The following is a 24,635-nucleotide window of genomic DNA, read 5'->3' on the forward strand; positions in this document are numbered from 1 at the left end:
AATAATAGGTGTCGGCTATGGAAATCAATTCAGACGATTTAAAGACCTTTGTTGCGGTGATAGATAGCGGCACCTTAGGCGCCGCTGCGCAGCACCTGGGTCTGACCACATCGGCCGTGAGCCGCACCTTGTCGCGGCTGGAAGAAAAACTGGCAACGACTCTGCTGACCCGCACCACGCGCCGCATGGAGCTGACCGACGAAGGGCGGCTCTTGCTGAACCAGGCGCGTAGCATCCTGGCGGCGATGGATGAAGCCGAGGAGGCGATACGCGTGCGGCGGCAGCGTCCGAGCGGTCGCTTGCGCATCGATGCCGCTTCTCCTTTCATCCTGCATGTGATCGTGCCGCATGTGGCGGAGTTTCGCGCGCTGTATCCGGACATCACACTGGAACTGACCAGCAATGACCAGATTGCCGATTTGCTGGAGCATAGAACCGATATCGCGATACGGGTCGGTGAATTGACGGATTCAACCTTGCATGCGCGCCCGCTGCGTTCCGGTCCAATGGCAATCCTGGCCAGTCCGGACTACCTGAAAAAACATGGCGTGCCGAAAAAACCTGCCGATCTGGCGCAGCATCAGACGCTGGGCTTTCTGCAGTACGAGACGGGGAATAGCTGGCCTTTGCGGCACGACGGTGGAGAGTGGCTGGCAATTACACCAGCCATTCTTGCATCCAGTGGCGAAACCTTGCGCGCACTGGCCTTGGCCGGTCAGGGCATCGCCTGCCTGTCGGAATTCATGACGCAGAAGGATATAGCGGCCGGGATGCTGGTGCCCGTACTCGGTAAGTATTACACCGGTTATCAGCGGCCCATCCATGCTGTGTATTACCGCAATACACAGCTGTCACGCCGTATCAGTTGTTTCCTCGAATTCCTGCAACAGAAGATGTGAACGCGAAGTGGTGAATGGGGCTCAGGCCTGATCTGGCTGGTAGCACCAGTGCCAGGGTTCGTAGATGAATCCCAACTGGTTATCGCGCGGATATGAGAGCGTAAAGCCGAAGCGACCGGCGTGGGTACAGAGCCAGCGATAGGCTTCCGTGTCATGGAATTCTTCTTCTGTCGCCATGCAGCCTGGGGTGTTGATGTCGATGGCACGGCCGGTGTGATGTTCGCTGTAGCCGGGTGGCGCGCTCAGGGTCAGGATCTTTTCCATCGGCATATAGCGTTCCAGTTTGTACTGGATGATTTCTATCTGCCGTTCTATCGAGCGAAACGCGGACACGACTTCCAGCACCACGCCATCATCTGCCGCCGCCTGTTTCATCGCATGCCAGGCCGTTGCCGTGGCTGGGGTCATCTGGAATTCACGGCCGTTGGCATCGACTTCCGCCACCGTCAGTTCTTCCGCTTCCGCGTAGAAGGGCAGTTTTTTCTCGGCAATCAGTTCCAGCGAAATACCTAGCTTGTCCAACTCCTGATGGATGCGTTCCTGATAGCTGGCAGATGTGAATTCGTGTTTCATGCGTGTACGGGTGTGTGCAAGTGAGGGCTTAAGGAGTGAGACCGAGTTCAGCCGTCAAGGTTTGCGGCGGACGACCATGTTTTTCCGCATACATGGCCTGGTCTGCGTATTTCAATAGTTGCTCTTCGTTATCGCCGTGATCCGGATAGTGCGCGATGCCTATGCTGGGGACGATGCTGAGGCTGTGTTTGTCTATGCTGATGGGCGGACGCAAGGCGTCGCGAATTTTTTCCTTTACCAAAGCTGCGTGCTCCGGCAATGGGATGGGTTGCAGCAGGATCACGAATTCATCGCCGCCTACGCGTGCCACAGTATCCGATTCGCGCAGGCATTGCTTCAGGCGGCGTGCGACCTCCTGCAGCAAGCGATCACCGACGTGATGGCCGAGGGTATCGTTGACTTGCTTGAACTTGTCCAGATCCAGAAATAGCAACGATAAATGGCTGCGCTCACGGCGGGCTTTCAACAGGGCAACATTCAGGCGGTCATATAGCAATGCCCGGTTCGGCAGGGTGGTGAGTTGATCGTACTGCGCCATGTATTGCAAGCGGGTCTGCATTTGTTGACGTTCGATAGCGGTGGCGATCTGCGTTGAGACGAACTGCAGTAGTTCCTGGTCTTGCTCGTTGTAGTGGGTGCCGCCCGGATAGCTTTTGCAAATCAGCACACCTATGGTGCCGTTCTGGGATTTGAGCGGTACGCCGAGCCAGCATAGCGGTACGTTGTGGACCGTGATTTGTTGCTCGGTCAGGTAATCCTGCATGTTTTCGGATGTCAGCAATAAGGGCTGGCCGTTCAGGATGACTTCTTCGCACAGTGCGCTGACCGGAATGCAGGTCTCGGACATAGTGTCGATGTGATAAGGAAAGCTGAGTTTATTGCTTTCCTGGTCGTAGAGCGCGACTGTAAAGTTATCGACTGCCAGCAGCGTGCCTATGATTTGGTGGATGTTCTGGAACAGGGTGGGCAGGTCTTCAGCGGTCGAGGTCGCCTCGGAAATCGCGTACAGCACGGCTTGCTTGGACTCGGCACGTTTGCGTTGTGTCACATCGCGTGCAATGCCTATCCTGACCTGGTCCGGTGGTGACCAGCGTGTCGACCACATAATGTAGGCAATTTGACCATCTTTGCGGATGTAGCGATTTTCAAAATTCAGTTGCGGCTGACCGGCCATCACTTGCTGCACCGACTGCCGGGTACGTTCCCTGTCTTGCGGCACCATCATGTCAAACATGACCCGACCCAGCATCTCTTGTGGTGTGTAACCAAAAATACGTTCGCAGGCGGCGCTGGCAAAGAGGACACGACCATCGACATCGACCGCAAAGACTGCATCTATCAAAAGGTCGATGAAACTGGCTGGCAGTGTGTAAGGCTTCGTTTCCATCTGGGGAAAGCTAATTCAAGGTAATGCTGTCAGTATGCCCGGATATTGGAAAAAATGGCGTACTAGCTGCAAGCCTGTATGAATTCATCACATCAATTAAACTTATAGCGAGAGACGATGCTGGCCGTGATCAGGTATTTTTGTTGTCTGAGCTGATAAAGGAATAGCGGTCTATATCGGTACGCAATTGCCAGCCCTGGCTGCGCCAGTAAGCAGCACCGATTTCATTTTCCCTGAGTACATCGATATGCGATTTATGGATACCGATCTCTTGCAGCGCGGCCAGGCAGCGCTCGACCAGCGCGTTGGCTATGCCCAGTCTGCGATGTCCGGGATGCACCAGCAAGTGCTGCAAATAGCCGCGCCGTCCGTCATGGCCGCTCATGATGCAGCCGACGATATCTTCACCGGATAGTGCGACCAAGCTGTGGCCGGGATTGCGTGCCAGATAGCGCGCGATGTTTTCCCGTGAGTCGGCATCGCGCAGGCTGATGCCGGGTGTTTGCTGCATCAGGGTCATGACCGCATCGTAGTCATCGATGGTCATCGGGCGTAGGGAAAACATGGTTGTGATTTGCTTGGCTCGATTAGATGCAGACAGAATACACGGGTCTGCATCAGTGCAGCAATGCGTGTACCAGCGCATTGATCGCCAGTCCGCCAGCCAGCAGCCATGCAAACAATACGGCTCCCAATGCCAGCGGCTTGATGCCCGCCTTGCGGATCACGGAAATATGGGTGCCGAGTCCGAGGCCAGCCATCGCCATCGCGAGCAGCACGGTATCGAGTGTAGTCAACTGATGCACGATCACTGGTGGCAATACGGCGAGGGAATTCAAGCCGGCGACAGCGACGAAGCAGAGTGCAAACCACGGTATCGTGATGCGCATGCGCTGGCCTGCAACGAGCGTGGATGAGCGACGCGCCAGCCACAACGTAAGTATGAGCAGGAAGGGAGCCAGCATCATGACGCGCACCATCTTCGCAATCACCGCAGTATTGGCCGCTGCCTCACTGACGGCGCGTCCGGCGGCGACGACTTGTGCCACTTCATGGATGGTCGAGCCGGCGAATACGCCGTAACTGGATGGCGTCATGGTGATCAGCTGATAGTCGGCATTGAGGTGATACAAGGCCGGGTAGAGGAAGATGGCCAGCGTGCCGAACACGACTACCGTCGCAACTGCCACCGTCACTTGCTCGGCACGACCACGCACCACCGGCTCCGTCGCCATCACAGCGGCAGCACCGCAGATCGAACTGCCAGCACCGATCAGCAAGGCTGTTTGGCGTTCCAGTCCGAATACCCGGGTGCCCAGTACATAGGCCAGTCCAAAGGTACTGCTCAACACCATCGCATCGATCACCACGCCCGACCAGCCGACGTTGGCGATGTCCTGGAAGGTAAGACGCAGGCCATACAGGATGATGCCCAGGCGCAGTAGCTTGGCCTTGGAAAACTGCACGCCAGCCGCGCTAGCTGGCGCTATGCGCGGGTACACCGTGTTGCCGACCAGGATGCCGAGCACAATTGCCAGCGTCAGTGCGCTAATGCCGTTTGCCTGCAGGACTTCAATATTTCCCAGCGCAATTGCAAGCACGGCAATGAGGCCGGTCAGCGTCAGGCCAGGCAGTAATTGCTGCCATTGCCCACCTGAGGATGTGGCGCGCTCCAGTTTGACGCTACTTGGGGCGGTAGATGGTGATGTGGGTATGCTGGACATAGGCTTTCCGTTACAGCAGGTGCTAAGAATATGGAGCCAGTGTAGGGGCTGAAAAATTATTTGAGAAACGGCTTGTTTATCTATAACCTAACTGTTAAACAGGTAGATGGATGCAAGCTATGCGACTCACGTTACGACAACTCCAGATATTTACTGCGGTGGCTGACACCGGCAGCACTACGGCCGCCGGCCTGCGCGTGGCGCTCTCGCAGTCGGCGACCAGCGGTGCATTGAATGAACTCGAAAGCCTGCTCGGTGCGCAATTATTCGATCGCATAGGCAAGCGTCTCTTGCTCAATGACAGTGGTCGCGCCTTGTTGCCGCAAGCGCGTGCCGTGCTGGAGTCGGCGCAGGAGATAGAAGAACAATTCGGCGTCGGTTCCTCGTCCGCAGGCTCTGACATACTCACGACCCGCTTGCGTGTGGGTGCGAGTACGACGATAGGGAATTACCTGTTGCCCGGACTGGTGGCCAGTTACCAACGAACCTGGCCGCAGGCAGGCATAGATGTACAGATAGGGAATACGCGTGAAGCGGCACTTGCGGTCACGCGACTGGAAGTCGATATAGCTTTGATCGAAGGGCCGTGCCATGAAGCAGACCTGAAGGTTTATCCGTGGCTGGAAGATGAGCTGGTGATTGTTTGTGCTCCTGATCATCCTTTGCGACAGAATGCTACTAACCGGCGTGTGAATATCAAGGCCTTGAGCAAGGCGCGCTGGTTGTTGCGCGAATCCGGCTCGGGCACGCGCGAGGCGGTCGAGCATGCGTTATTACCCCATCTGAATCACTTCGACAGTGAAATGCAGCCCGGCAGTACCGAAGCCATCAAGCAAGCAGCGGCGGAAGGCATGGGTCTGGCTTGCCTGTCAGCGTGTGCGGTGCAGGATCTGGTCACCCTGGGACGGCTGGTCATCCTGGATACGACACTGCCGCGGCTCACGCGCCGTTTCTACCTGATCCATCACCGCCGGAAACGTTTCTCGGCCAACCTTGAGCGCTTCATTGCGCACTGCGCGCCACCTGCTGATCCAGGCTGACGGGTAGACATCCGATGGCTTGCAGGCATACGTGGTGACGTGATGTAACTAGGCGTGTGCAGCAGCGTATTGCTCCAGCTCCATCTCCAGTTTTTTCTTTCCAGTGACGCTGATGAAACTGGCCGCGATGCCATTGCGCGCCAACTGTACGATTTCTTCACGGCTCAGTGCCAGCGCTGACGCTACTGCCAGATAATTGGCATTCATATAGCCACCGAAATAGGCCGGGTCATCCGAATTCACGGTGACGGCGACACCAGCACGCAGCAGCCGTGCCAGATTGTGCTGCGCCATATCATCCACCACGCATAGTTTCAGATTCGAGAGCGGGCATACGGTCAGCGGCATGCGCAGTGCGATCAGGCGTTCTATCAGTGCAGGATCTTCTTCGCTGCACACGCCGTGATCGACACGTTCTACCTGCAGTAGGTCGAGCGCATCGCTGACATAGGCAGCAGGGCCTTCTTCTCCGGCATGGGCAACGACGCGGAAACCGAGCTCGCGGCAACGCGCAAAGACGCGCTGGAATTTTTCAGGTGGATTGCCGCGCTCCGACGAATCAAGACCGATGCCGGTCCATAAATCGGCGTAATCCTTGCGCAGCGGCAGCGCCTGCTCCAGGGTGACGAAGGCATCCTCCTCCGACAGATGACGCAGGAAAGACATAATCATCACGCTGGTAAAACCGTGATCATCGCGCGCCTGGCGTAGCGCGCATGCAATCCCGGCAAATACAACTTCTATGGCGATACCGCGTTCGGTATGTGTTTGCGGATCGAAGAAAATCTCTGCATGCCTGACCTGATCGGCACGCGCCTGCGCAATATAGGCGGCGGTCATGTCGTAGAAATCCTGTTCGGTGCGCAAGACATTGGCACCAGCATAGTAGAGGTCGAGGAATGATTGCAGGTCGGTGAAAGCATAAGCTGCGCGCAGGCTTTCGACGCTATCGTAGGGCAGCGCGATCTTGTTACGCTGGGCCAGCGCAAACAGCAATTCAGGTTCCAGTGTGCCTTCTATATGCAAATGCAATTCGGTCTTGGGCAAGCCTTCGATGAAGGAGCGCATGGCATCGGTGAGAGGAACGTTGGCTGGTGTGTTCATGGCGACGTAAGCTTCCGAGATGAGTGATCTGATGCCTGATCTTACCTGATGTCAGATGGCATTCGGCTAATGCTGCAGCTATATCATGATTGCGGTTTGCGTATGTTTGCTATTTCCGCCTTCGCATAGTGTATGAATGCGCTTACTTCTGGCATGCGTCCGGGGAGTTCGTCTGCAGCCGTGCCGAGGTAGGCTGCCTGCGCAGTTTGCAAGAGGTCTTTGTGCTCATCCGGTACGCGTTGCAACACCCAGGCCAACGCGACATCCTTGGGAACGATGCCGCCCGCAACCAGGCTGTACCAGATGCGGCAGAGCGCGAGTACGACGGTTTGTTCGTCGCCTAACCAGTCTTCTTCCTCATTCCATTGCGCAACGGTGTCGGCCAGCGCCTGCGCAAAATCCGTCTCGGGTACCGGATCGAAGTATTCGTCTGCGGGGATGCCGTGCAGGCAGATGCTGTGGCGTCGTGCCTTGGTCAGCAGGATTGCCAGGTCAGGGTCGGGTATCGCGGGTTCGAAGATGCCAGCTTGCAGGTCTGTGCGCAGCCATTCACCAAATTGCAACTCGCGACGCGGCGGATAGCGCCACGGTACCACCTGGTCGCGTGCCAGCAGCGTCATTTCGAGTGCGCGCAATGACGGATCACTGCCAGGCCAGGCTGAGACATGCAACAGATCCAGCATCAGCAGGCGGCGCGCATCTTCGCTCAATGGAAGGCCGACGCTAACCAGCAAATCAATATCGCTGCGTGGTTTCAGCCCGCCATCGACAGCGGAACCAAACAAATGTATCGCCTGCAAATTGGCGCCGAGATGGCGTTCCAGCATGGTGCGTACCTGGGCTAGCTGGGCGGCGATTTCTTGCGGAGGTGAATTATTCATAGCGGCTAATCTTAAATTAAAAACGCGCATGCTTGCATGATGGAGTGTTCATTCAATTTTGTGGCGAAGTAGCGAACTGCGTTATGATGCGTGCCAAAGAATAGTTTCAAAAAACAGGTTTTAGCTTAGAGGTGACTAGTGAAATTCAAGATGAATCAAAACTCGATCTTTGCCATGCTGCTGCGCTCGCCGTGGTGGATTAGTGCAGGGATCGCCTTATTTATTGCTCTTATCGCAGCAGCCGTCGTACCCCGTCCTTACGTCATCTACGGCATCTTCACCGGCTTCCCATTCATAGTGATCAGCGTGATCGCCTTGCGTCGGCAATGGGGTAAGCCCAGCGCGACGCGTGCTGCCGAGATCCTGCAAGCTGTCCGTGCCATGTCGTGGCGCGATTTTTCGGTGGAGATTGAAAACGCCTTGAAGCGTGACGGTTTTGAAGTCACGCGCATCAATTTGCCGGATGCAGATTTCTCCATCACCAGTGAAGGGCGTACGGCACTGGTCAGCTGCAAGCGTTGGAAAGCAGCCAGCACAGGTATTGAAGTCTTGCGTGATTTGCAAAAGGCGCGGGAAGACAAGGCTGCACATGATGCCTTTTATATTACTTCCGGCGGCTTCACGCAGAACGCGATGCAATTCGCAGTCGAAAACAAGATGCGCCTGGTACATGGCGAAGGCCTGGCCAAGTTACTGCGCAAGATGAAGACTGAGCCCGTAAAGTAAGCTTGCGCGCTTGATCGGCGAGGCATTCCCCATGCTTTGTCTGCTAAGAAACCCGGCCATGTGCCGGGTTTTTGCATTTTTGGCCAGTCCAAGTAAATACATCATATTGTGATATTATTTGCGACTTCTGTCTTTTGATGCCAGATGCCGCCTGGCACATATCTTCTTATGAGCAGCTCCGCACCACTGGAACAAGCCGACTTCGAGGCCTTGTCCGAATTCCGTTATCAATTACGTCGCTTCCTCCGGTTCAGTGAAGACGCTGCCCAGAGCGCCGGGCTGACGCCTTTGCACTATCTGGTGTTGCTGCACATCAAGGGTTTCCCCGGGCAGGATTGGGCGACGGTAGGGCAGTTGGCCGAACGTTTACAGATGCAACATCATGGCGCAGTGGCGCTGGTGTCGCGTTGCGAAAAAGCCGGGCTGGTGACGCGTAATCCCGGTGTACACGATAAGCGCCAGGTCTGTGTGCGCCTGACCGCACTCGGAGAAAAGAATCTGCGCCATCTGGCCGAGCTGCACAGGAATGAACTGCGCTCGCTGTCGAATGTATTCAAGGTGGCGCGCATTTCAGCATTCAACGATAGCGAAGGCGGGGCATGAGCATGCACAAGACTAACAGTAGCCATCAGCGCGATTTTTCGCTGGATAAACGCATACTCTTGTTGTGTGCGATCGCCGTAGTGATCGGTGTGATCAGTACCGTCGCTGCCTATGTGTTGCTCAATGCGATACATTTCTTCACTAATCTTTTTTTCTTCCAGACCTTGTCATTTGCAGACCGGTCTCCGGCTAACCATACGCTGGGAGCGTGGGTGATTGCCTTGCCGGTCATCGGTGGCCTGATCGCAGGGCTGATCGCGCGCTATGGCTCGGACAAGGTGCGCGGTCACGGCATCCCGGAAGCGATAGAAGCGATCCTGTTTCGCAAGAGCCAGATGTCGCCCAAGGTGGCAGTGCTTAAGCCTTTGACTTCCGGCATCGTGATCGGCAGTGGTGGCCCGTTCGGCGCGGAAGGTCCTATCATCATGACGGGTGGTGCGATCGGTTCGCTGATTGCGCAAAACTTTTCCATTAGTGCCGCCGAGCGCAAGACTTTACTGGTTGCTGGTGCCACAGCTGGGATGACGGCCGTATTTGGCACGCCGGTAGCGGCAGTGTTGCTGGCAGTGGAGTTGTTGCTGTTTGAATGGCGGCCGCGTAGTTTGTTGCCGGTGATACTGGCTTGTGCGGTGGCGGCTTTCTGTCGTCCCTTGTTGCTGGATTCGGGACCTTTGTTCCCATTGCATACGGCACCGGTCGGCATGGCGGCATTCGGGATTTGTATCGTCGCTGGTTTGTTGAGCGGCATGCTGTCGGCCAGTATGTCGCTGGCCTTGTATCGCGTCGAAGACTGGTTCGGCAAGCTGCCGGTGCACTGGATGTGGTGGCCTGCGATCGGTGGATTGGTAGTTGGCATCGGCGGTTACTTCCAGCCGCGTGCGCTGGGTGTCGGCTATGACGTGATTTCAGACCTGCTGAATAATCACATCGCGCTGTCTGTGGCCTTGTCATTGTTGCTGGTCAAGGCGGTGATCTGGGTGGTGGCGCTGGGTTCCGGTACGTCCGGTGGCGTACTGGCTCCATTGCTGATGCTGGGCGCCGGATTGGGCGCAGTGATTGCGCATCTATTCCCAGGCAGCGATCCGACTTTGTGGCCTTTGGTATGTATGGCGGCGGTGCTGGCTGGCGTGTTGGGGGCGCCGTTGACAGCTGCCATCTTTGCGCTGGGGCTGACCGGGGATTTCAATGCCTTGCTGCCTTTGTTGCTGGCTACCGGCGTGTCGTATGGCTTCACGGTGTTGCTGATGAAGCGCTCCATCATGACGGAGAAAATCGCGCGTCGCGGTTTGCATATTTATCGCGAGTACAGCGTCGACCCGCAGGAGCGGGCTTTTGTCAGTGAAGTGATGACGAAGGAGCCTATGAGCATAGACGCGCATCTGACTTTGCACGAAGCTGCACAGCAGTACTTTGGCAGTGAGCAGAAGCATCGCAGCTTCCCGGTCGTCGATACGCACGGTACTTTGCTGGGCATGCTGGAGCGCGATAATTTATTGCATCACATTGCTTTGCATGGTGGTGATCAGCAATTGGTGAGCATACTGGATGCCAAACATTTGTCACTGGCTTTGCCGACCGAGACTTGCCAGGTAGTGGGGCGGCGCATGGCGATCCAGCATGTGGAGCGTCTGCCGGTGGTGGTGGATAAGGAGTCGCGATGCTTGCTCGGCATTATCAGTCGCAGCGATTTGCTCAAACCTGCGCATACGGTATTCCATGAAGAACACGTACGCGAGCGTCTGTTCCGTTCATCCTGACATTCGTAGGAAAAATTCGCCGGCAAAGAAAAACGGCAAGCAGTGTAAAGCTGCTTGCCGTTTATTATTGAGCGATGCGGTTTGTGTTAACCCTTGCTGGCATCCTTTTCCTGCAACGCCTTTTCCAGCTCGGCAATGCGCAGGCGTTGCGCACGGTCATTCGCCTGACGCTCGGTGATGTCGCGTGCGACTGCCAGTGCACCCAGGATTTTGCCGTCGTCATCCTTTACGAAACCAAAACTCATATCGACGTAAATACGAGTGCCGTCCTTGTGCATGGAGCGGGTGGTCAGTACTTTGTCTGCATATTTCATCTGGCCGGACGACATGGCATGGTTAAAGCCATTGTTATGGCCTTGCAGCAGTTGTTCCGGAATGATGATGTCGAGTGGACCACCGATGACGTCTTCTGCCTGGTGGCCGAAGATGCGTTCTGCACCGCTGTTCCAGATCTGAATCAAACCTTGTTGATCGGCAAAGATGATGGCGTCGGGGGCCTGGTCTACGATGGCTTTGGATAAGGCCAGATTGACAGCTTCATTGGTAGTTTGCATTGCTTCTCCTCGTTGGCGGCTGCGGCTATAGGCTATACGGAATCAGGGTTTGATGTATTCGCTGGTCAGGCTGTGTTCGTACAGTGCAGCGATCATATCGGTTTGTGAAATCATGCCGACCAGACGACCACGTTCATCGATCACCGGTACCTGGTGCAATTCGGAATCTGACATCAGTGGCACCAGATCCAGGATGGATTGGTTTTCATCTGCGGTCATGACTTCCTTGGTCATGATTTGTCCGACCACTTCATGTTTCTCGGTATGACTCAGCATGGACGGTGTTATCAGGTGTTTCAGGCGATCGGCCAGACCTTCATGCGGTTCGATGACTGCGTGTTTGAGGAAGTCGGCCTTGGTCACGATACCGATGACGTGGCGACCACGATCTATCACTGGCAATGCGGTCAGGTCATGTTCCTGCAGGATGGTCCAGGCTTCGGCCAGCGTGGTGCCGAATTCTGCGGTCACTACGTCCTTGGACATCACTGCCGAGCAAACGGTTTCACCGAGGCGACGACGATAGGCTTGCATCTCGGTTTGCAGCATGATGGCTTCGAGGTCGTCACGGCTGATATCGAGCACCTGGTTGTAGCGCGTCAGGACGGCATCCAGATCGGCCGGTGCGATGCCTATGCGTTCGGTCGGGGCGACGTCCTTGGTGTTGTGCTTGTTGGCATTGTCAGGCGGCAAGGGGCGATGCGGATAACGGCGACCGGTAGCGTTGTTATAGAACAGAGCGGTGATCAGCAGCAAGGCGGAGTTGAGTGCGACCGGAATCAATACGAAGTTATAGCCCATCGCATGCACGGCCGGGCCACCGAGCACTGCGGTGAGGGCGACTGCGCCACTAGGCGGATGGATGCAGCGTGCCGCGAACATGGCGCCGATAGCCAGCGCCGCAGCGACGCCTGCAGCCAGGATGGGTTCGTCTATCATCTTGGCGCAGGTCACGCCGATGATGGCGGCCAGGATGTTGCCGCCCATAATGGACCACGGTTGTGCCAGCGGGCTGGCGGGTACCGCGAACAGCAAGACCGACGACGCACCCATAGGGGCGATCAGCCAGGCTGCGTGGATATCTTTGCCGAGGATGAAATAGCTGCATAAACCGGTGAGGACGAGACCAAACAGGGCGCCGGCACAGGCGCGCATTTTTTCATATCGATCGACGGTACCGGGTGTAGGGAAGATGCGAGTGAACGACTTCCATGCCGATTGAACCATACTGCTCCTAGCTAAATTTCTTTTTACTGCATTACATCACAGCCTGCGACTGTAGTGCTGTTTTATAAACTTGTGTCGGCACATGTGCCCGGTATACCTTGCGTAGCAGCAAGGCGGGAGGCAAGAATGGGCGTGCCCCATAAAGGTGAAAGTTTAAATATGTTGCATATGAAATGCAATATATATTGAAATTATTGTTTATATTCACCCTGTATATAGAGGGGGTGTGGCGGCAGGCATGAGCCGAAATGCAGCTTATTGGTTAAAAACATTCATCTCAATACCTGCGGGGAAGAAATAAAATAGCTGGCAGAAAAATCAAGAACCCAGTCTTTGCACACACCAATATAAATAGCGCTTCAACTACCTTGAGCGCCCACAAGGAGATCCACATGTCGGTCATTACCAATATCGAAGACTTGCGCGTACTGGCGCAGAAGCGTGTTCCCCGCATGTTTTACGATTATGCCGACTCCGGTTCCTGGACCGAATCCACCTACCGCGCCAATACCAGCGACTTCGCGCAAATGAAATTCCGTCAGCGCGTCGCGGTGAATATGGAAAACCGTACCCTCAAAACCCAAATGGTGGGGCAGGACGTGCACATGCCGGTGGCGATTGCGCCGACCGGCCTGACTGGCATGCAGCACGCCGATGGCGAGATCCTGGCGGCGCGTGCAGCGGAGAAGTTCGGCATCCCGTTCACACTGTCGACCATGAGTATTTGCTCGATCGAAGACATTGCGGCGCATACCAGCAAGCCATTCTGGTTCCAGCTCTACGTGATGAAAGACCGTCCTTTCATCGAGCGCCTGATCGAGCGTGCCAAAGTGGCGAAATGCTCGGCGCTGGTACTGACACTGGATTTGCAGATTCTGGGCCAACGTCACAAGGATTTGAAGAATGGTTTGTCAGCACCGCCTAAATTGACGATAGCCAACATTCTCAACATGATGACCAAGCCGCGCTGGTGCATGGGCATGCTGGGCACGCCCCGTCGCAATTTCGGCAACATCGTCGGTCATGCGAGCGATGTATCGGATATGTCTTCACTGTCGTCGTGGACATCGCAGCAATTCGACCTTGCCTTGTCATGGAAAGACGTCGAATGGATCAAGCGCTGCTGGGGCGGCAAGCTCATCATCAAAGGCATCATGGATGCGGAAGATGCACGCCTGGCAGTAGAGAGCGGGGCGGATGCCATCATCGTCTCCAACCACGGTGGCCGCCAGCTCGACGGCGCGCTGTCCAGCATCGCTGCCTTGCCGTCCATCGTCGAAGCAGTGGGTGACCAGATCGAGGTGCATATGGATGGCGGCATACGCTCGGGACAGGACGTTATCAAGGCGCTGGCACTGGGCGCAAAAGGTACTTACATCGGTCGTTCCTTCCTGTATGGATTGGGGGCGATGGGTGAAGAGGGTGTGACCAAATGCCTGAAGATCATCGAAAACGAACTCGACCTGACGATGGCATTCTGCGGCCTGACCGACGTCAAGAAAGTCGACAAGCAAATCCTGATACCCGGTACTTACTGATAGTCGGATAGGCAAATTAAAAAGCGGTGCATCTTTTAACAGATGCACCGCTTTTTGTTTGAGTAGATTAAGCGCGTGGGCTGATACGACGTGCCAGCAACATCGCCATCGCCGGTGCCAGTGCAAAGCTGAAGAACAGCCAGATCACGGCAGATTGCGCACCCGCCACACCACCCGGTGAACTGATGCCAGCCGCATTCACCACCAGGCCGGCAATCGCTGCACCTATCGCCATACCGTACAACTGTACCGTCGTGATCGCAGCGGAAGCAGTGGATTCCTCGCCTTGCGGTGCAACTGTTAACACGCGTGTCACCAGATGCGGCCAGCCTATACCGACACCCGCACCCACGCCGGTCAGCGCAAGCGCACACAGTGCCATATGCCAGTGTGGCGACAATCCGAGTTTGAACGGCAGCAAGATGCCCAGTGCCAGCAAACTAATGGTGCACAGCGCCGGGCCAGCACGCAGAAGCCGAGCCGCGCCGACATTGCCGCGCCCGGAAAATAGCAGCGAACCGACGCTCCAGCCCGCCGCCATCGCCGCCGTCAGGTAACCGGCAACAAGCGGCTCATGACCATGCAAGGTCTGCAGGAAGTAAGGTACAAAGATCTCAGTCATGATGCCGATCAACAGCAAGGCGATGCTTGCATAGATCGCACCGAGTGGCGTGCTCAATACCGTACCGCGCGTCGGCAACATATGGATGCTGGCACGGCGTTCGCAGAATATGGTCGCTACACCGAGCAACAAACCGACGCCTACGCCGACGGCTTGCCACAACAATACTGGCGACAAGCTACCTGCAGCGATCGCCAATACGGAGAGGGTGAGTAAAAATATCTGCTGCAACGGTACCGGTGGTGTCGACGTACTGCGCGGTACTGTCGCCAGATTCTCCGGGCGCAATTGCACCGCGACCAATGCTGACTGTGCGAGCGCAATCGGCAGCAAGGTCCAGAACGCCCAACGCCAATGCCCCGCTTGCGCAAACAAACCGCCGACCGCCGGTCCGCACAGGGTGGAGATACCCCACATGCCGGACACCAGCGCAATCGCACGCGGCCACAAAGGTGCGGCAAACACGACGCGTATCAGCGCATAGCTGAGTGCCGCCAGCAAGCCGCCACCCAGGCCTTGCACACTGCGCCCGGTCAGCATCATGGGCATGGAACTGGCCATCGCGCAGATGGCAGAGCCGAGCGCGAACGTGATCAACGCTGACAGATACGACCAGCGCGGGCCGAGTGCAGCCAGTACGCGTACCGAAAAGGAGGCGCCGATGATGGAGGCAACCATGAAGAGGGTGGTATTCCATGCATACCAGTCGAGTCCGCCGATTTCATGCACAACGGACGGCAGCACGGTGGTGACGATGTGCACGTTAATCGCATGCAGTGCGACGCCGCCAGTTAAAGCCAGTGCGCGCAAACCATTTTGTCCGCGCAATAAAGCGCCCCAACTGGCAGTGGGGATGTGATTGTTACTCATTAATTCCTCGACACGATGGCTGTGACAGCCTAATATCCAAACATTGTCTTGGATATTAGGCTGGTCGCATGAATTATGCAAGTAATTACTTTGAAAATAAGGATGCCACGCATGAACGTATCCTTTTGTTCATCAAAACCAAGGGCCCGATCTCGACCGCGGATTTAGCGCTTGAACTGGAGATGACGCCAGAAGCCGCGCGTCAACAGGTGCAAAAACTGTTGATCGCCGGCCTGATCGCCGGACGTCAGGAAGCGGCGACAGGCGTTGGCCGCCCGCGCCAACGCTGGATGCTGACCGAAGCTGGTTACGCCCGATTCCCTGATACTCATGCACAACTCACAGTGCAATTACTGGACACCGTACGTCACTTATTTGGCGAGGAAGGCCTGGAGCGCCTGATCAGCCAGCGTGAAGAAGAAACGCGCATCGTCTATCAGCGCGCCTGCAGCGGCAAAGGCCTGGCCGAACGCTTGCATAGCCTGGCCGAGGTTCGTAGTGCGGAAGGCTATATGGCGCGGGTAGAGCAGGACGGCAAGGATTGGTTGTTGATAGAAGATCATTGCCCGATCTGTGCGGCGGCGCGTACCTGCCAGGGATTTTGTCGCTCGGAATTACGTGTATTCCAGGAAATCGTAGGGAATGAGGCTACCGTCACGCGTGAGCAACACCTGTTGGCAGATGCCGGACGTTGCGTTTATCGGATAGTCGCGAAGTAAATCTGCTTTCCGATTGCGGCGCGACAGAATAAACTGCTGCTTCCAAATAAAATCCATCCGGCCTCCTGGGTCGACACATCATGCACACCGCTTCCAGCGCGCAGGACGAGCCCCATACACACTTGAGCGAGGAGCTCGAGCAGCGCATAGGGAACGACCTGTTCGATCATGGTTGGTCGCAGCAGGATGGATTTTTATCTGCGGACCTGAGCGCGGCACTAGCCGACGAGTGTCGCGCCTTAATCGCAGCCGGTGCGTTGAAAAAAGCGGGCATAGGTCGTGGCGGAGAACAAACGATACGACCGGATATCCGTGGCGACCACATCCTCTGGTTACGGCGAGGACAGTCTGCTGCCTGCGATCACTACCTGCAATTAATGGATCAGTTGCGCGTCGCTCTGAACCGCAGCTTCTTCCTCGGACTGGAAGACTACGAAAGCCACTTCGCCTTCTATCCACCCGGCACCTCCTACCAGACCCACCTCGATCGCTTTCGCGACGACGACAAGCGCACCATCTCAGCAGTGATTTACCTCAATGACGCATGGCTACCCGAACACGGCGGCGCATTGCGCATGCATCCGGAAGGCAAAGCTGCGGTAGAAGTATTGCCGCTGGCTGGTCGGCTCGCGCTGTTCCTGTCGGCTAGGATGCCGCATGAAGTGTTGCCGGCGACGCGGGATCGTTTGTCGTTGGCAGGGTGGTTCAGGCGACGCGGCTGATGCTCATTCATCAGGCGTTCTGTCTGCGCGTACAGCGATGTCGCTTTTTGCCGGCGCAGCGAACCACATCGATTTCGGTACTATTTTTGCGTCGTCAGGATCTCCGAGGTAATGCGGCGACATGATTTGCACGCCGTACTCGTTAAATACATCCTGGATATTGGCATGTAGCTGGGCCAGTACTTCCGCACGCGGCCGGGGTTCGCTGGGGACTGCCTGGCACACCAGTTTGTATTCGGGATAGAAATCCGACAACGCTGTCTGGAATACCCTGGGTGGAGGCTCTGCGATGATGCCGCTGGTTTTTGCTGCGGCCTCCATCAGCATTGCTTCTACTTGTCGCCATGGCGTGTCGTAGCCTATCGTTACTACGGTATCGACGATGTATCCTTTTCCTACAACGGTGCGGGAGTAATTTTTAGTGACGGTGCTTAATACCAGGGCATTGGGCAAAGTCAGTTCCTCTCCCAGCCCGGTACGTATCCTGGTCGTGAAGGTGCGCAGTTCGGTAACGGTGCCTTCGTGATCGTTGATGCGTACATACTCACCGATGCGCAAGGTGCGTGAGTACATCAACACCAAACCGCTGGCAGCCTGCCCCAGCAGGCTGGCGCCACCAACACTCACCATCAGGCCGACCAATACCGACATGCCGCGGAAGGCATCACTTTGTGAGCCGGGTAAGTATGGGTAAGCCATCACGATCGCAAACAACCATACACCGACACTAAAAATCCAGCGGGTCGGCTTTGCTGTGTCTCTGTCTATGCTGCCCAAATGTGCTGTTCCCGCTTCCAGTCTGTCAAAGAACGGAGCAAGCATGCGTATGGTGGTGCGCGCCAACGCAAAAATGATGAGCGCGATTAATAAATTGGGTAAGGCATGGATGATGCTGCTGCCTATTTGCAAGGCTACGCCAATCAGATACTGATTTAATTGTTCGCCCCACGGACGCGTGTAGGGAAACAGGCGTAAGGAAAAGCTTAACCACTCATAAGACATCAACAAGATGATCAGCCAGGCGATGATGCTGCCTGCGCCTTGCGCCAGCATGCTGACGCGTTCCTCGGCCAATAGTCGGGCGCCGCCGAGTTGTATGTTGGCCGCACCCGATTGAAACATACGCGCGAGATGTCGCGATAGCCATTTGCGTATGCGAAACACCAGCCAAACCGCAAAGCAGAATATCAATGTCGCCAATACCCAATGGCCAAAGTTGCGCAACAGTCGCTTGCGATCCTGTGCCTCTTTAGCTTCCGCAATCACTTGTTCCAGGGCGGAGACGGTTTGTATTGTGATGGAATCCAGCGTCTCGCTGCGTACAGCATCAACATCGTTCGGCAACAGGATGAAAGCCAGTTTGCCGTCGACCAGCAACACATTTCCTTGCGGCTCGTGATTGACAGTGACTGTTCCTGTTTCAACGCTATTCAGAATTTCATTCAGTGTTTTCCGACTGCGTTCCGCACGGCTTGCCGGTGACACCCCGCGCAGAGACGAGCGAAAGGTGGCGACTTTGCGATTCAAGACTGTGACAGCTGCTTCTGTCGAAGTGGCATCGTCGCTTTGCTGTGTCTTCGTTTGAGACGAAGAGTCGGACTGTACTGCCTTGGGTAAAGAGGTATCGGTTTGCGCGCAAAGTGCAGGTGCGGCAAGGACGAACAGTATCGTAAAAAGACCAGGAATCATTAGTCGATACATGCAGGCTGTCATTGTGTCGCGAAACTCGATCATAAGGTTTCTGCCCGAGAAGAGTAATCACCAAACCTGCATGACAGGCTGCGGAGTATGCAACTGCGATATTGATCCTAAAGGTGAAAATGCGGACGCGTCAACACGTGTGCACCTAACTCTATGCAGTTTGCCCATCGAGACAATTTCGCATGCACCAAAGGGCAGGACATGGCTGCCAAAGGACAATTGACGCTCATTTTCTTTCGATCAAACATCAAATTCTTCGGGCGAACACTGTAATCGGTGTCGGCAAGACGAACGGCCGAAGTGTGTTCGTTACAGACGCATATTTTTGTGAGCAAACACTGATGTCCAATTAAATCTTATGGATGCGTTGCGCATTCTTTCAACTGAAAGGAAAGATCATGGCAAGCAAGAAACCGAACATCCTCGTTATGTGGGGTGACGATATTGGTCAGTCGAATCTCAGTTGCTACACCCGGGGCGTGATGGGTTACCGTACTCCGAACATAGACCGCATAGCCAAGGAAGGCATGATCTTCACGGATTTTTATGCGGAACAAAGCTGTACTGCAGGCCGTGCATCATTTTTGACCGGGCAATGCGGCTTGCGTACCGGTTTGACAAAAGTAGGTTTGCCGGGCGCGGATCTGGGATTGAAGGCAGAGGACATTACCGTCGCCGAAGCACTCAAGCCACTGGGCTATCGCACTGGCCAGTTCGGTAAAAATCACCTGGGTGATCGTGACGAGCATTTGCCTACGGTACATGGCTTTGATGAATTCTTTGGGAATCTGTATCACCTGAATGCAGAAGAAGAACCTGAGGAAATCGATTATCCGAATGAAAAGGATTTTCCTAACTTTAAAAAGAAGTACGGCCCGCGTGGCGTGTTGCATTGCTGAGCCGATGGCAAGGGCGGCCAGAAAATTGAAAATACCGGAGCGCTCACCAAAAAACGTATGGAAACCATAGACGATGAATTCCTGGCCGGTGCCAAGAAATTCATTAAAGCAGCGCATGATGCCGGCGAACCTTTCTTCGTCTGGTTCAATACTTCGCACATGCATGCATGGACCCATATCAAACCTGAAAGCCTGGGCCAATCCGGTCGCTGGCAATCGGAGTATCACGATGCCATGATCGACCACGATAAATGCATAGGTGAATTGCTTGATCTGCTGGATGAGCTCGGCATTGCAGACGACACCTTCGTGCAGTACAGCACCGATAATGGTCCGCATATGAACACCTGGCCGGATGCCGGTACGACTCCTTACCGTAACGAAAAAAATTCGAGCTGGGAAGGCGCCTATCGCGTGCCATGCATGGTGCGTTATCCAAACAAAATTCCCGCCGGATCAGAGTCGAACGAGATCGTTAGCCATCAGGACTGGTTCCCCACCATACTGGCAATCGCCGGTGAGGCCGACATCACCGACAAGTTAAAAAAGGGCTACAAGATTGGAGAAAAAACCTTTAAGGTCCATCTCGATGGTTACAACCTGTTGCCCTATCTGACGGGCAAGGAAGCAAAGAGTCCGCGCAAGGGATTTATCTACTTCACGGATGACGGCGATGTCGCCGCCTTGCGCTATGACAACTGGAAAATGCTATTCCTGGAACAGCGTGTCCCCGGCACACTGAAAATCTGGCAGGAACCATTCGTCGTACTGCGCACACCATACATTTTCAATTTGCGTATGGACCCTTACGAGCGCGCACAAATTACGTCGAATACTTTCTACGACTGGATGTTCCGGCATATCTTCCTGCTGGTTCCGGCGCAGGCCATCGTTGCCGAATTCCTTGCCACTTTCAAGGAATTCCCGCCGCGCCAAAAAGCCGCCAGTTTCAGCCTGGACCAGGTGATCGCAAAAATGACCGATGCATCCAGCGGTAGCTAAAACTTTGTATGCAAGGTAGTGCAGGGTGCAGATGATTGCACTCTGCTGTTTTCCTGGTTCATGGGCTAGCGCAGGGATTTCCAATGGATGATTTATCGAGCGCATCAATTGTGGAAAATATTCAGGTCGCTATCGTGCATTTGTTTGAACGCCTGGGCGCTGGCTTGCCATTGTTATTGGCAGCCATCGCCGTGCTTGTTGCTTTTGGGTTAGTGGCGGTAGTCGTGCGTCGGGTAGCGCGATATGGTTCCAGGTTCATCAAGAATCCGATGAAGGCCAGCCTGATCCGTTTGGTCTCTTACTACACAGTCTGGTTAATCGGCATCTTTGTCGCGCTGGATGTGATGGGTGTTGACGCCCGTTCCCTGGTGACAGGTTTGGGGCTGGGCGGTGTAGCCCTGGGCTTTGCATTAAAGGACGTGCTGTCCAATCTGGTGAGTGGTTTATTCATACTCATCGCCCAGACTTTCGAAATTGGCGATCAGATTGTGGTCGGCGAAACGGAAGGCACAGTGGAGCGCATACAAATACGCGCGACGCACATCCGCACCTATGACGGGCGACTGGTACTGGTTCCCAATGGTGAAGTCTTTATGTCACGGGTGACGAATAACACTGCATCTGATTTACGTCGCACATCGGTGTTTGTCTATCTGGAGTACAACCAGGACGTCGAACTTGCCATGTCCGTTATCTTGAAAACGGTGCTGGATGTGCCCGGTGTGGCCAAGAATCCTGCTGCTTCGATCAGGCTGCGGGATCTGACTACCGAGCATTTTTATATAGAAACCAGATTCTGGACAGACTCCAGGAGAACCAGGCTGCGATTAGTCGCTTCCGACGTTAGGGTCGCCATCATCAATGCGCTGGAAGGTGCTGGCATAGCGTTGCCGAATCCAAATCAACTTGATGTATCAATGCAAAAGTCATCCGATCAAGTCGCCGAGTAAGGGCTACTGTCATGTCATGGGGTAATCCAATGAAACCTGCCTGGGATCATGTTGCAAAAACTGCGCTAGGAGGCCTGGCCGCAGCCTTGTTGCTTGGTGGATGCGCCGGGCTGGGACCGACCAGTGTGCAACGTGATCGGGTGGAATATATTTCGACCATCGCGGATTCCTGGAAGGAACAGACGCTGCTTAATATGGTGCGCTTACGCTATTCCGATGCCCCGGTGTTTTTGGATGTGTCATCCCTGATCAGCTCTTATTCGATGGAGTCGCAGGCGAGTGCGGCATTCGGCATCTTCCCGCATACCTCCGGGGATAATATGGCGCTAGGCGCAATGGGGAAGTATACCGATCGCCCCACGATTACGTATTCTCCGGTCACCGGCGATAAGTTCGCCAAGAATCTGCTGCAGCCTATTCAACCAGTTGCTGTCTTTGCCCTGATCCAGGCCGGTTACCCGGCTGAGATCGTCATGAAACTGACGGTGCGTGCGATTAATGGCGTCTATAACCAATCCTCCACCAACGCCCGTGCACGTAATGCAGATCCGGCTTTTTTCCCTTTGATTGCAGCCATGCAAAGGATACAAAGATCGGAAGCAATGGGAATGCGGGTGGAAAAGCGCGGGCCGGAAGAGGCGGCTATCGTCTTCTTTCGTCAGGAAGTAGGCCCCGAGTTATTGAAGGATATCGAGTTCGTTGCAAAGACCTTGAATCTGGAGCTGAAAAAGAAGGGCGAGATTATCCTGACCTTTGGCGCACATCAGACACGGTCGTCTGAAATCGCTTTGCTTACGCGTTCCATGCTTGAAATTATGATAGAGGCGGGGGCTGGTATCCGTGTGCCGGAACAGCACCTGGCGGAAGGAAGGGCGGCGCGTCTGTCGACGCTGGCGGCCGGTTCCGAGCCGCCGTTCTTAACCATTTATGCAGGGGCAGAGCGGCCGACGCAGGCATACTCCACAGTGAAGTATCGCGATACCTGGTATTGGATAGATGACAGGGATCTCAGTAGCAAATCCAAGTTTTCATTTTTCCTGTTGTTCTTTTCCCTCGCGGAGACCGGCACACCGCCTTTGGCGCCTGTGATTACCGTGCCGGCCAATTGAGGATGGCGTGCTGAGGTGCAGCAGTGCTATAGGAGAGCCATTAAAAGTTTGCCGAGCGTGCTGCGGAGTGGCCATTGGGTTGCGACGACCAGCAGCATTGGTATCGCTGTTGGTACGACCACCATTAATAGCGTGACTTTGTTGATGACAACCGGGCGCATCGCACTCGCTGCCTGGTACAAGGTTTGAATATCTGCCGAAGGGCCGAGTTCAGGTGCATCAAGTATCGGCGCGTCTTCTATTTCTTTCCCTTGTATCCAGCGTTCATGCACCAGGCGTCCATGTCCTGCCAGCAAGGCGCCATATTCACGCGCCGCACGCTTCTTGGTTTTCGCCAGCAAAGGGGAGAACGATAGCAAGGGCATCAGTATCAGGAACGCCAAAATAGCTACCAGCATGCCCATCTGGATATAGAGGGAAGGAACGGGCAGACCGTGGTAGATCACGTTGTGCGCCCAGGATGAGGCGATGACAGCAGATACGGCAAATGCCATCGGGCTGAAGATGATGGGTATGCGTTGAATGAAACCCAGGCCACCTACGCCATCAGGATGGGCAGGCACCAGATTCAAGGGCAGCATTGCGATACGAAAGAGGACGATGCTGGTCAGAATCAGGCGCCATATCCAGGCTAACAATAAGACATTGAAAATGGGGCGTATCACCAGCAGAAACCACCAGGTTCCGAAGCCATATCCGTTCACCTCCAAACCGGCCCACGATACCTCTTCCTTATTCGGAATGAGTGCGAACGATACGGTCCATGTAAGGATTAAGCCGGCGATCACTACCCAGGGAAAAATGCGATCCCGCAGGCGTATGCCATCGGCGATGATCGCGCGAAATGCAGGTTCCAGTTTTTCGTCGATGAGGCCCGTGCGCAAAAATTGTGCGAGACACACGGGAAGGATGGCTTGTGCACCGGCCTCGGCGATGATCAATAGGGGAATCGCGATCAGGCAGCGGACATGGATCCCGTAGTGTCCGGCGAGGGATTCGGGATCGTCGTCGGGCATCAGGCGCCCCGTGAAGAAAGCCCAGATCACAAGCGGAATCCAGCAAAGCAAGCTATAGATAATTGCACGTCGTAGTATGCCATTGCCTTCTTCCGGGATTAAGCCGATAGCCCTTTGCAGCCGGAACAATGCGTCATTACGCACGATGGAAAATGATTCGGCCGGTGCATGCGGATTGATCATATAGACCCCATTTCTGAACGCAAAATTGTGGCACCTGCATGTCATGATTGCGGGAAGGGAGCCGCAACATACCCTGGATTCAGGATGACTAAAAACGCTTGCGGCGACGATATGACACAGCTTTTCAAGCAACGCTGTTACTGTCAATTGCCCTTTGGTGCATCGCAAGGACTCTGCATGCGATCAAGTTGAACTTCGGGGATTAGGTGCGGATTGGATTTGTCTGATGGCAGCTATCTGACTGCGGTGAAAAATGGCCCGTTGAATAACCGGGCCATTTTTATGGCTGGCCGGTAATCAGTCCAGCGATCACCAAGATATTGAACTATCTAAGTTGGCTGCATACACATCGTAAGCGTCCGCCCGATACCGTCTAGCGATCTCAGATAAATCTCATCAAACTACGTGTCCATTAATTCATTCAAATGGACACGTAGTTTGATGAGCGAATCCTCAATTTCTCTCGTACCTGTATCTGACACTAATCGACGCCGCTACTCTGTTGAGTTCAAGCGAAACGTTGTGCGGGAATCAATGGCCGCAGGCGCGTCAATTGCACGTGTTGCCATGGCCCATGGGCTCAATGCCAATCAATTACACAACTGGCGCTGGCAGTATCGACGCGGTGATTTTGGAAGTGTCACCGAAACGGCTGCGCTATTGCCTGTTCACATCAGTGCGCAGCCAACGACGCCACATGCTCATCATACGACACGGTCACCAACCAATGATTGCGACCCCCAGCGTGGGCAAATTGAACTGCACCTTGGTCATGCCAAAATTGTAGTGCATGGGACGCCCGATCTGCGGGCGCTGCAATGCATGATCC

The 24,635-nt window shown here is 55.0% G+C and carries 22 protein-coding genes and 1 pseudogene; 12 read left to right on the forward strand and 11 right to left on the reverse strand.

Annotation, left to right across the window (positions count from 1 at the left end):
* Positions 1-17: 17 nt before the first annotated feature.
* Complete coding sequence (locus IXC47_RS06595) at positions 18-899, forward strand: LysR substrate-binding domain-containing protein (protein WP_195875056.1); 882 nt, start codon at positions 18-20, stop codon at positions 897-899.
* A 21-nt stretch (positions 900-920) separates the two neighbouring features.
* Here IXC47_RS06595 and IXC47_RS06600 read toward each other — a convergent pair whose 3' ends face one another.
* The 4 genes from IXC47_RS06600 to IXC47_RS06615 form a co-directional block, all read right to left on the reverse strand.
* A complete protein-coding gene (locus tag IXC47_RS06600) occupies positions 921-1,472 on the reverse strand; it encodes a M15 family metallopeptidase (RefSeq protein ID WP_175626799.1) in 552 nt (183 codons plus the stop codon).
* Between the two features lie 28 nt (positions 1,473-1,500).
* Positions 1,501-2,859, reverse strand: a complete 1,359-nt coding sequence (locus tag IXC47_RS06605) for a GGDEF domain-containing protein (protein WP_195875057.1) — start codon at positions 2,857-2,859, stop codon at positions 1,501-1,503.
* Positions 2,860-2,989: 130 nt separating this feature from the next.
* On the reverse strand, positions 2,990-3,424 hold the full coding sequence (locus IXC47_RS06610; RefSeq protein ID WP_195875058.1) for a GNAT family N-acetyltransferase: 435 nt from the start codon (positions 3,422-3,424) through the stop codon (positions 2,990-2,992).
* A 52-nt stretch (positions 3,425-3,476) separates the two neighbouring features.
* The gene (locus IXC47_RS06615) at positions 3,477-4,583 is read right to left on the reverse strand and encodes a YeiH family protein (RefSeq protein ID WP_195875059.1); all 1,107 of its coding nucleotides are present in this window, start codon (positions 4,581-4,583) and stop codon (positions 3,477-3,479) included.
* Between the two features lie 119 nt (positions 4,584-4,702).
* Between IXC47_RS06615 and IXC47_RS06620 the strand changes: the two genes are divergently transcribed.
* A complete protein-coding gene (locus IXC47_RS06620; RefSeq protein WP_195875060.1) occupies positions 4,703-5,623 on the forward strand; it encodes a LysR family transcriptional regulator in 921 nt (306 codons plus the stop codon).
* A 48-nt stretch (positions 5,624-5,671) separates the two neighbouring features.
* On the opposite strand, the gene IXC47_RS06625 is transcribed toward IXC47_RS06620, so the two are convergent.
* A complete protein-coding gene (locus tag IXC47_RS06625) occupies positions 5,672-6,727 on the reverse strand; it encodes an adenosine deaminase (protein ID WP_195875061.1) in 1,056 nt (351 codons plus the stop codon).
* Between the two features lie 83 nt (positions 6,728-6,810).
* Complete coding sequence (locus IXC47_RS06630; RefSeq protein ID WP_195875062.1) at positions 6,811-7,608, reverse strand: AadA family aminoglycoside 3''-O-nucleotidyltransferase; 798 nt, start codon at positions 7,606-7,608, stop codon at positions 6,811-6,813.
* Positions 7,609-7,758: 150 nt separating this feature from the next.
* Between IXC47_RS06630 and IXC47_RS06635 the strand changes: the two genes are divergently transcribed.
* From IXC47_RS06635 to IXC47_RS06645, 3 genes are all read left to right on the forward strand, one after another.
* Positions 7,759-8,334, forward strand: coding sequence for a restriction endonuclease (locus IXC47_RS06635; protein WP_175626807.1), 576 nt, complete (start codon positions 7,759-7,761; stop codon positions 8,332-8,334).
* A 168-nt stretch (positions 8,335-8,502) separates the two neighbouring features.
* Positions 8,503-8,937, forward strand: a complete 435-nt coding sequence (locus tag IXC47_RS06640; protein ID WP_195875063.1) for a MarR family winged helix-turn-helix transcriptional regulator — start codon at positions 8,503-8,505, stop codon at positions 8,935-8,937.
* Positions 8,938-8,939: 2 nt separating this feature from the next.
* Positions 8,940-10,694, forward strand: a complete 1,755-nt coding sequence (locus tag IXC47_RS06645) for a chloride channel protein (RefSeq protein ID WP_195875086.1) — start codon at positions 8,940-8,942, stop codon at positions 10,692-10,694.
* 86 nt (positions 10,695-10,780) lie between these two features.
* Here the strand turns inward: IXC47_RS06645 and IXC47_RS06650 are convergent, their stop codons facing one another.
* The gene (locus IXC47_RS06650; protein ID WP_195875064.1) at positions 10,781-11,248 is read right to left on the reverse strand and encodes a PAS domain-containing protein; all 468 of its coding nucleotides are present in this window, start codon (positions 11,246-11,248) and stop codon (positions 10,781-10,783) included.
* Between the two features lie 42 nt (positions 11,249-11,290).
* A complete protein-coding gene (locus IXC47_RS06655; protein ID WP_175626811.1) occupies positions 11,291-12,475 on the reverse strand; it encodes an HPP family protein in 1,185 nt (394 codons plus the stop codon).
* A gap of 392 nt (positions 12,476-12,867) precedes the next feature.
* Here IXC47_RS06655 and IXC47_RS06660 point away from each other — a divergent pair, with 392 nt between their 5' ends.
* A complete protein-coding gene (locus IXC47_RS06660) occupies positions 12,868-14,013 on the forward strand; it encodes an alpha-hydroxy acid oxidase (RefSeq protein WP_195875065.1) in 1,146 nt (381 codons plus the stop codon).
* Positions 14,014-14,080: 67 nt separating this feature from the next.
* Here IXC47_RS06660 and IXC47_RS06665 read toward each other — a convergent pair whose 3' ends face one another.
* Positions 14,081-15,505 carry an MFS transporter gene (locus IXC47_RS06665; protein WP_195875066.1) on the reverse strand — a complete coding sequence of 475 codons (1,425 nt, stop codon included), beginning with the start codon at positions 15,503-15,505 and terminating at the stop codon, positions 14,081-14,083.
* Between the two features lie 68 nt (positions 15,506-15,573).
* On the opposite strand from IXC47_RS06665, the gene IXC47_RS06670 reads away from it, so the two are divergent.
* Both IXC47_RS06670 and IXC47_RS06675 read left to right on the forward strand, forming a co-directional pair.
* Positions 15,574-16,224, forward strand: a complete 651-nt coding sequence (locus tag IXC47_RS06670) for a helix-turn-helix transcriptional regulator (protein ID WP_195875067.1) — start codon at positions 15,574-15,576, stop codon at positions 16,222-16,224.
* A gap of 80 nt (positions 16,225-16,304) precedes the next feature.
* Positions 16,305-16,946: a 2OG-Fe(II) oxygenase gene (locus IXC47_RS06675; RefSeq protein ID WP_195875068.1), complete on the forward strand. Its 642-nt coding sequence runs from the start codon at positions 16,305-16,307 to the stop codon at positions 16,944-16,946.
* Between the two features lie 3 nt (positions 16,947-16,949).
* On the opposite strand, the gene IXC47_RS06680 is transcribed toward IXC47_RS06675, so the two are convergent.
* On the reverse strand, positions 16,950-18,635 hold the full coding sequence (locus IXC47_RS06680; RefSeq protein WP_230089423.1) for a mechanosensitive ion channel family protein: 1,686 nt from the start codon (positions 18,633-18,635) through the stop codon (positions 16,950-16,952).
* A gap of 410 nt (positions 18,636-19,045) precedes the next feature.
* Between IXC47_RS06680 and IXC47_RS06685 the strand changes: the two are divergent.
* From IXC47_RS06685 to IXC47_RS06695, 3 genes and pseudogenes are all read left to right on the forward strand, one after another.
* A pseudogene (locus IXC47_RS06685) lies at positions 19,046-20,548 on the forward strand (arylsulfatase).
* An 83-nt stretch (positions 20,549-20,631) separates the two neighbouring features.
* Positions 20,632-21,498 (forward strand): mechanosensitive ion channel family protein, encoded by an 867-nt coding sequence (locus IXC47_RS06690; RefSeq protein WP_195875070.1) that lies wholly within the window; start codon positions 20,632-20,634, stop codon positions 21,496-21,498.
* Between the two features lie 29 nt (positions 21,499-21,527).
* Positions 21,528-22,607 carry a hypothetical protein gene (locus IXC47_RS06695; protein ID WP_175626819.1) on the forward strand — a complete coding sequence of 360 codons (1,080 nt, stop codon included), beginning with the start codon at positions 21,528-21,530 and terminating at the stop codon, positions 22,605-22,607.
* Positions 22,608-22,633: 26 nt separating this feature from the next.
* Here IXC47_RS06695 and IXC47_RS06700 read toward each other — a convergent pair whose 3' ends face one another.
* Positions 22,634-23,806 carry a hypothetical protein gene (locus IXC47_RS06700; protein ID WP_195875071.1) on the reverse strand — a complete coding sequence of 391 codons (1,173 nt, stop codon included), beginning with the start codon at positions 23,804-23,806 and terminating at the stop codon, positions 22,634-22,636.
* Positions 23,807-24,247: 441 nt separating this feature from the next.
* Between IXC47_RS06700 and tnpA the strand changes: the two genes are divergently transcribed.
* A partial coding sequence (tnpA, locus tag IXC47_RS06705) for an IS66-like element accessory protein TnpA (protein ID WP_195875072.1) occupies positions 24,248-24,635 on the forward strand: 388 nt, incomplete at its 3' end.

Origin of the sequence: Herminiimonas contaminans (assembly GCF_015645465.1) — a bacterium.
Lineage (GTDB): Bacteria > Pseudomonadota > Gammaproteobacteria > Burkholderiales > Burkholderiaceae_D > Oxalicibacterium > Oxalicibacterium contaminans.

Bases quoted from the DNA above. Each gene is read 5' to 3' on its own strand.
- IXC47_RS06660 (WP_195875065.1), top strand. From the start codon at position 12,868: ATGTCGGTCATTACCAATATCGAAGACTTGCGCGTACTGGCGCAGAAG.
- IXC47_RS06595 (WP_195875056.1), top strand. From the start codon at position 18: ATGGAAATCAATTCAGACGATTTAAAGACCTTTGTTGCGGTGATAGAT.
- IXC47_RS06600 (WP_175626799.1), bottom strand. From the start codon at position 1,472: ATGAAACACGAATTCACATCTGCCAGCTATCAGGAACGCATCCATCAG.
- IXC47_RS06635 (WP_175626807.1), top strand. From the start codon at position 7,759: ATGAATCAAAACTCGATCTTTGCCATGCTGCTGCGCTCGCCGTGGTGG.
- IXC47_RS06680 (WP_230089423.1), bottom strand. From the start codon at position 18,635: ATGATTCCTGGTCTTTTTACGATACTGTTCGTCCTTGCCGCACCTGCA.
- IXC47_RS06645 (WP_195875086.1), top strand. From the start codon at position 8,940: ATGCACAAGACTAACAGTAGCCATCAGCGCGATTTTTCGCTGGATAAA.
- IXC47_RS06610 (WP_195875058.1), bottom strand. From the start codon at position 3,424: ATGTTTTCCCTACGCCCGATGACCATCGATGACTACGATGCGGTCATG.
- IXC47_RS06650 (WP_195875064.1), bottom strand. From the start codon at position 11,248: ATGCAAACTACCAATGAAGCTGTCAATCTGGCCTTATCCAAAGCCATC.
- IXC47_RS06640 (WP_195875063.1), top strand. From the start codon at position 8,503: ATGAGCAGCTCCGCACCACTGGAACAAGCCGACTTCGAGGCCTTGTCC.
- IXC47_RS06605 (WP_195875057.1), bottom strand. From the start codon at position 2,859: ATGGAAACGAAGCCTTACACACTGCCAGCCAGTTTCATCGACCTTTTG.
- IXC47_RS06700 (WP_195875071.1), bottom strand. From the start codon at position 23,806: ATGATCAATCCGCATGCACCGGCCGAATCATTTTCCATCGTGCGTAAT.
- IXC47_RS06655 (WP_175626811.1), bottom strand. From the start codon at position 12,475: ATGGTTCAATCGGCATGGAAGTCGTTCACTCGCATCTTCCCTACACCC.
- IXC47_RS06630 (WP_195875062.1), bottom strand. From the start codon at position 7,608: ATGAATAATTCACCTCCGCAAGAAATCGCCGCCCAGCTAGCCCAGGTA.
- IXC47_RS06615 (WP_195875059.1), bottom strand. From the start codon at position 4,583: ATGTCCAGCATACCCACATCACCATCTACCGCCCCAAGTAGCGTCAAA.
- IXC47_RS06620 (WP_195875060.1), top strand. From the start codon at position 4,703: ATGCGACTCACGTTACGACAACTCCAGATATTTACTGCGGTGGCTGAC.
- IXC47_RS06665 (WP_195875066.1), bottom strand. From the start codon at position 15,505: ATGAGTAACAATCACATCCCCACTGCCAGTTGGGGCGCTTTATTGCGC.
- IXC47_RS06690 (WP_195875070.1), top strand. From the start codon at position 20,632: ATGGATGATTTATCGAGCGCATCAATTGTGGAAAATATTCAGGTCGCT.
- IXC47_RS06670 (WP_195875067.1), top strand. From the start codon at position 15,574: ATGAATTATGCAAGTAATTACTTTGAAAATAAGGATGCCACGCATGAA.
- IXC47_RS06625 (WP_195875061.1), bottom strand. From the start codon at position 6,727: ATGAACACACCAGCCAACGTTCCTCTCACCGATGCCATGCGCTCCTTC.
- IXC47_RS06675 (WP_195875068.1), top strand. From the start codon at position 16,305: ATGCACACCGCTTCCAGCGCGCAGGACGAGCCCCATACACACTTGAGC.
- IXC47_RS06695 (WP_175626819.1), top strand. From the start codon at position 21,528: ATGAAACCTGCCTGGGATCATGTTGCAAAAACTGCGCTAGGAGGCCTG.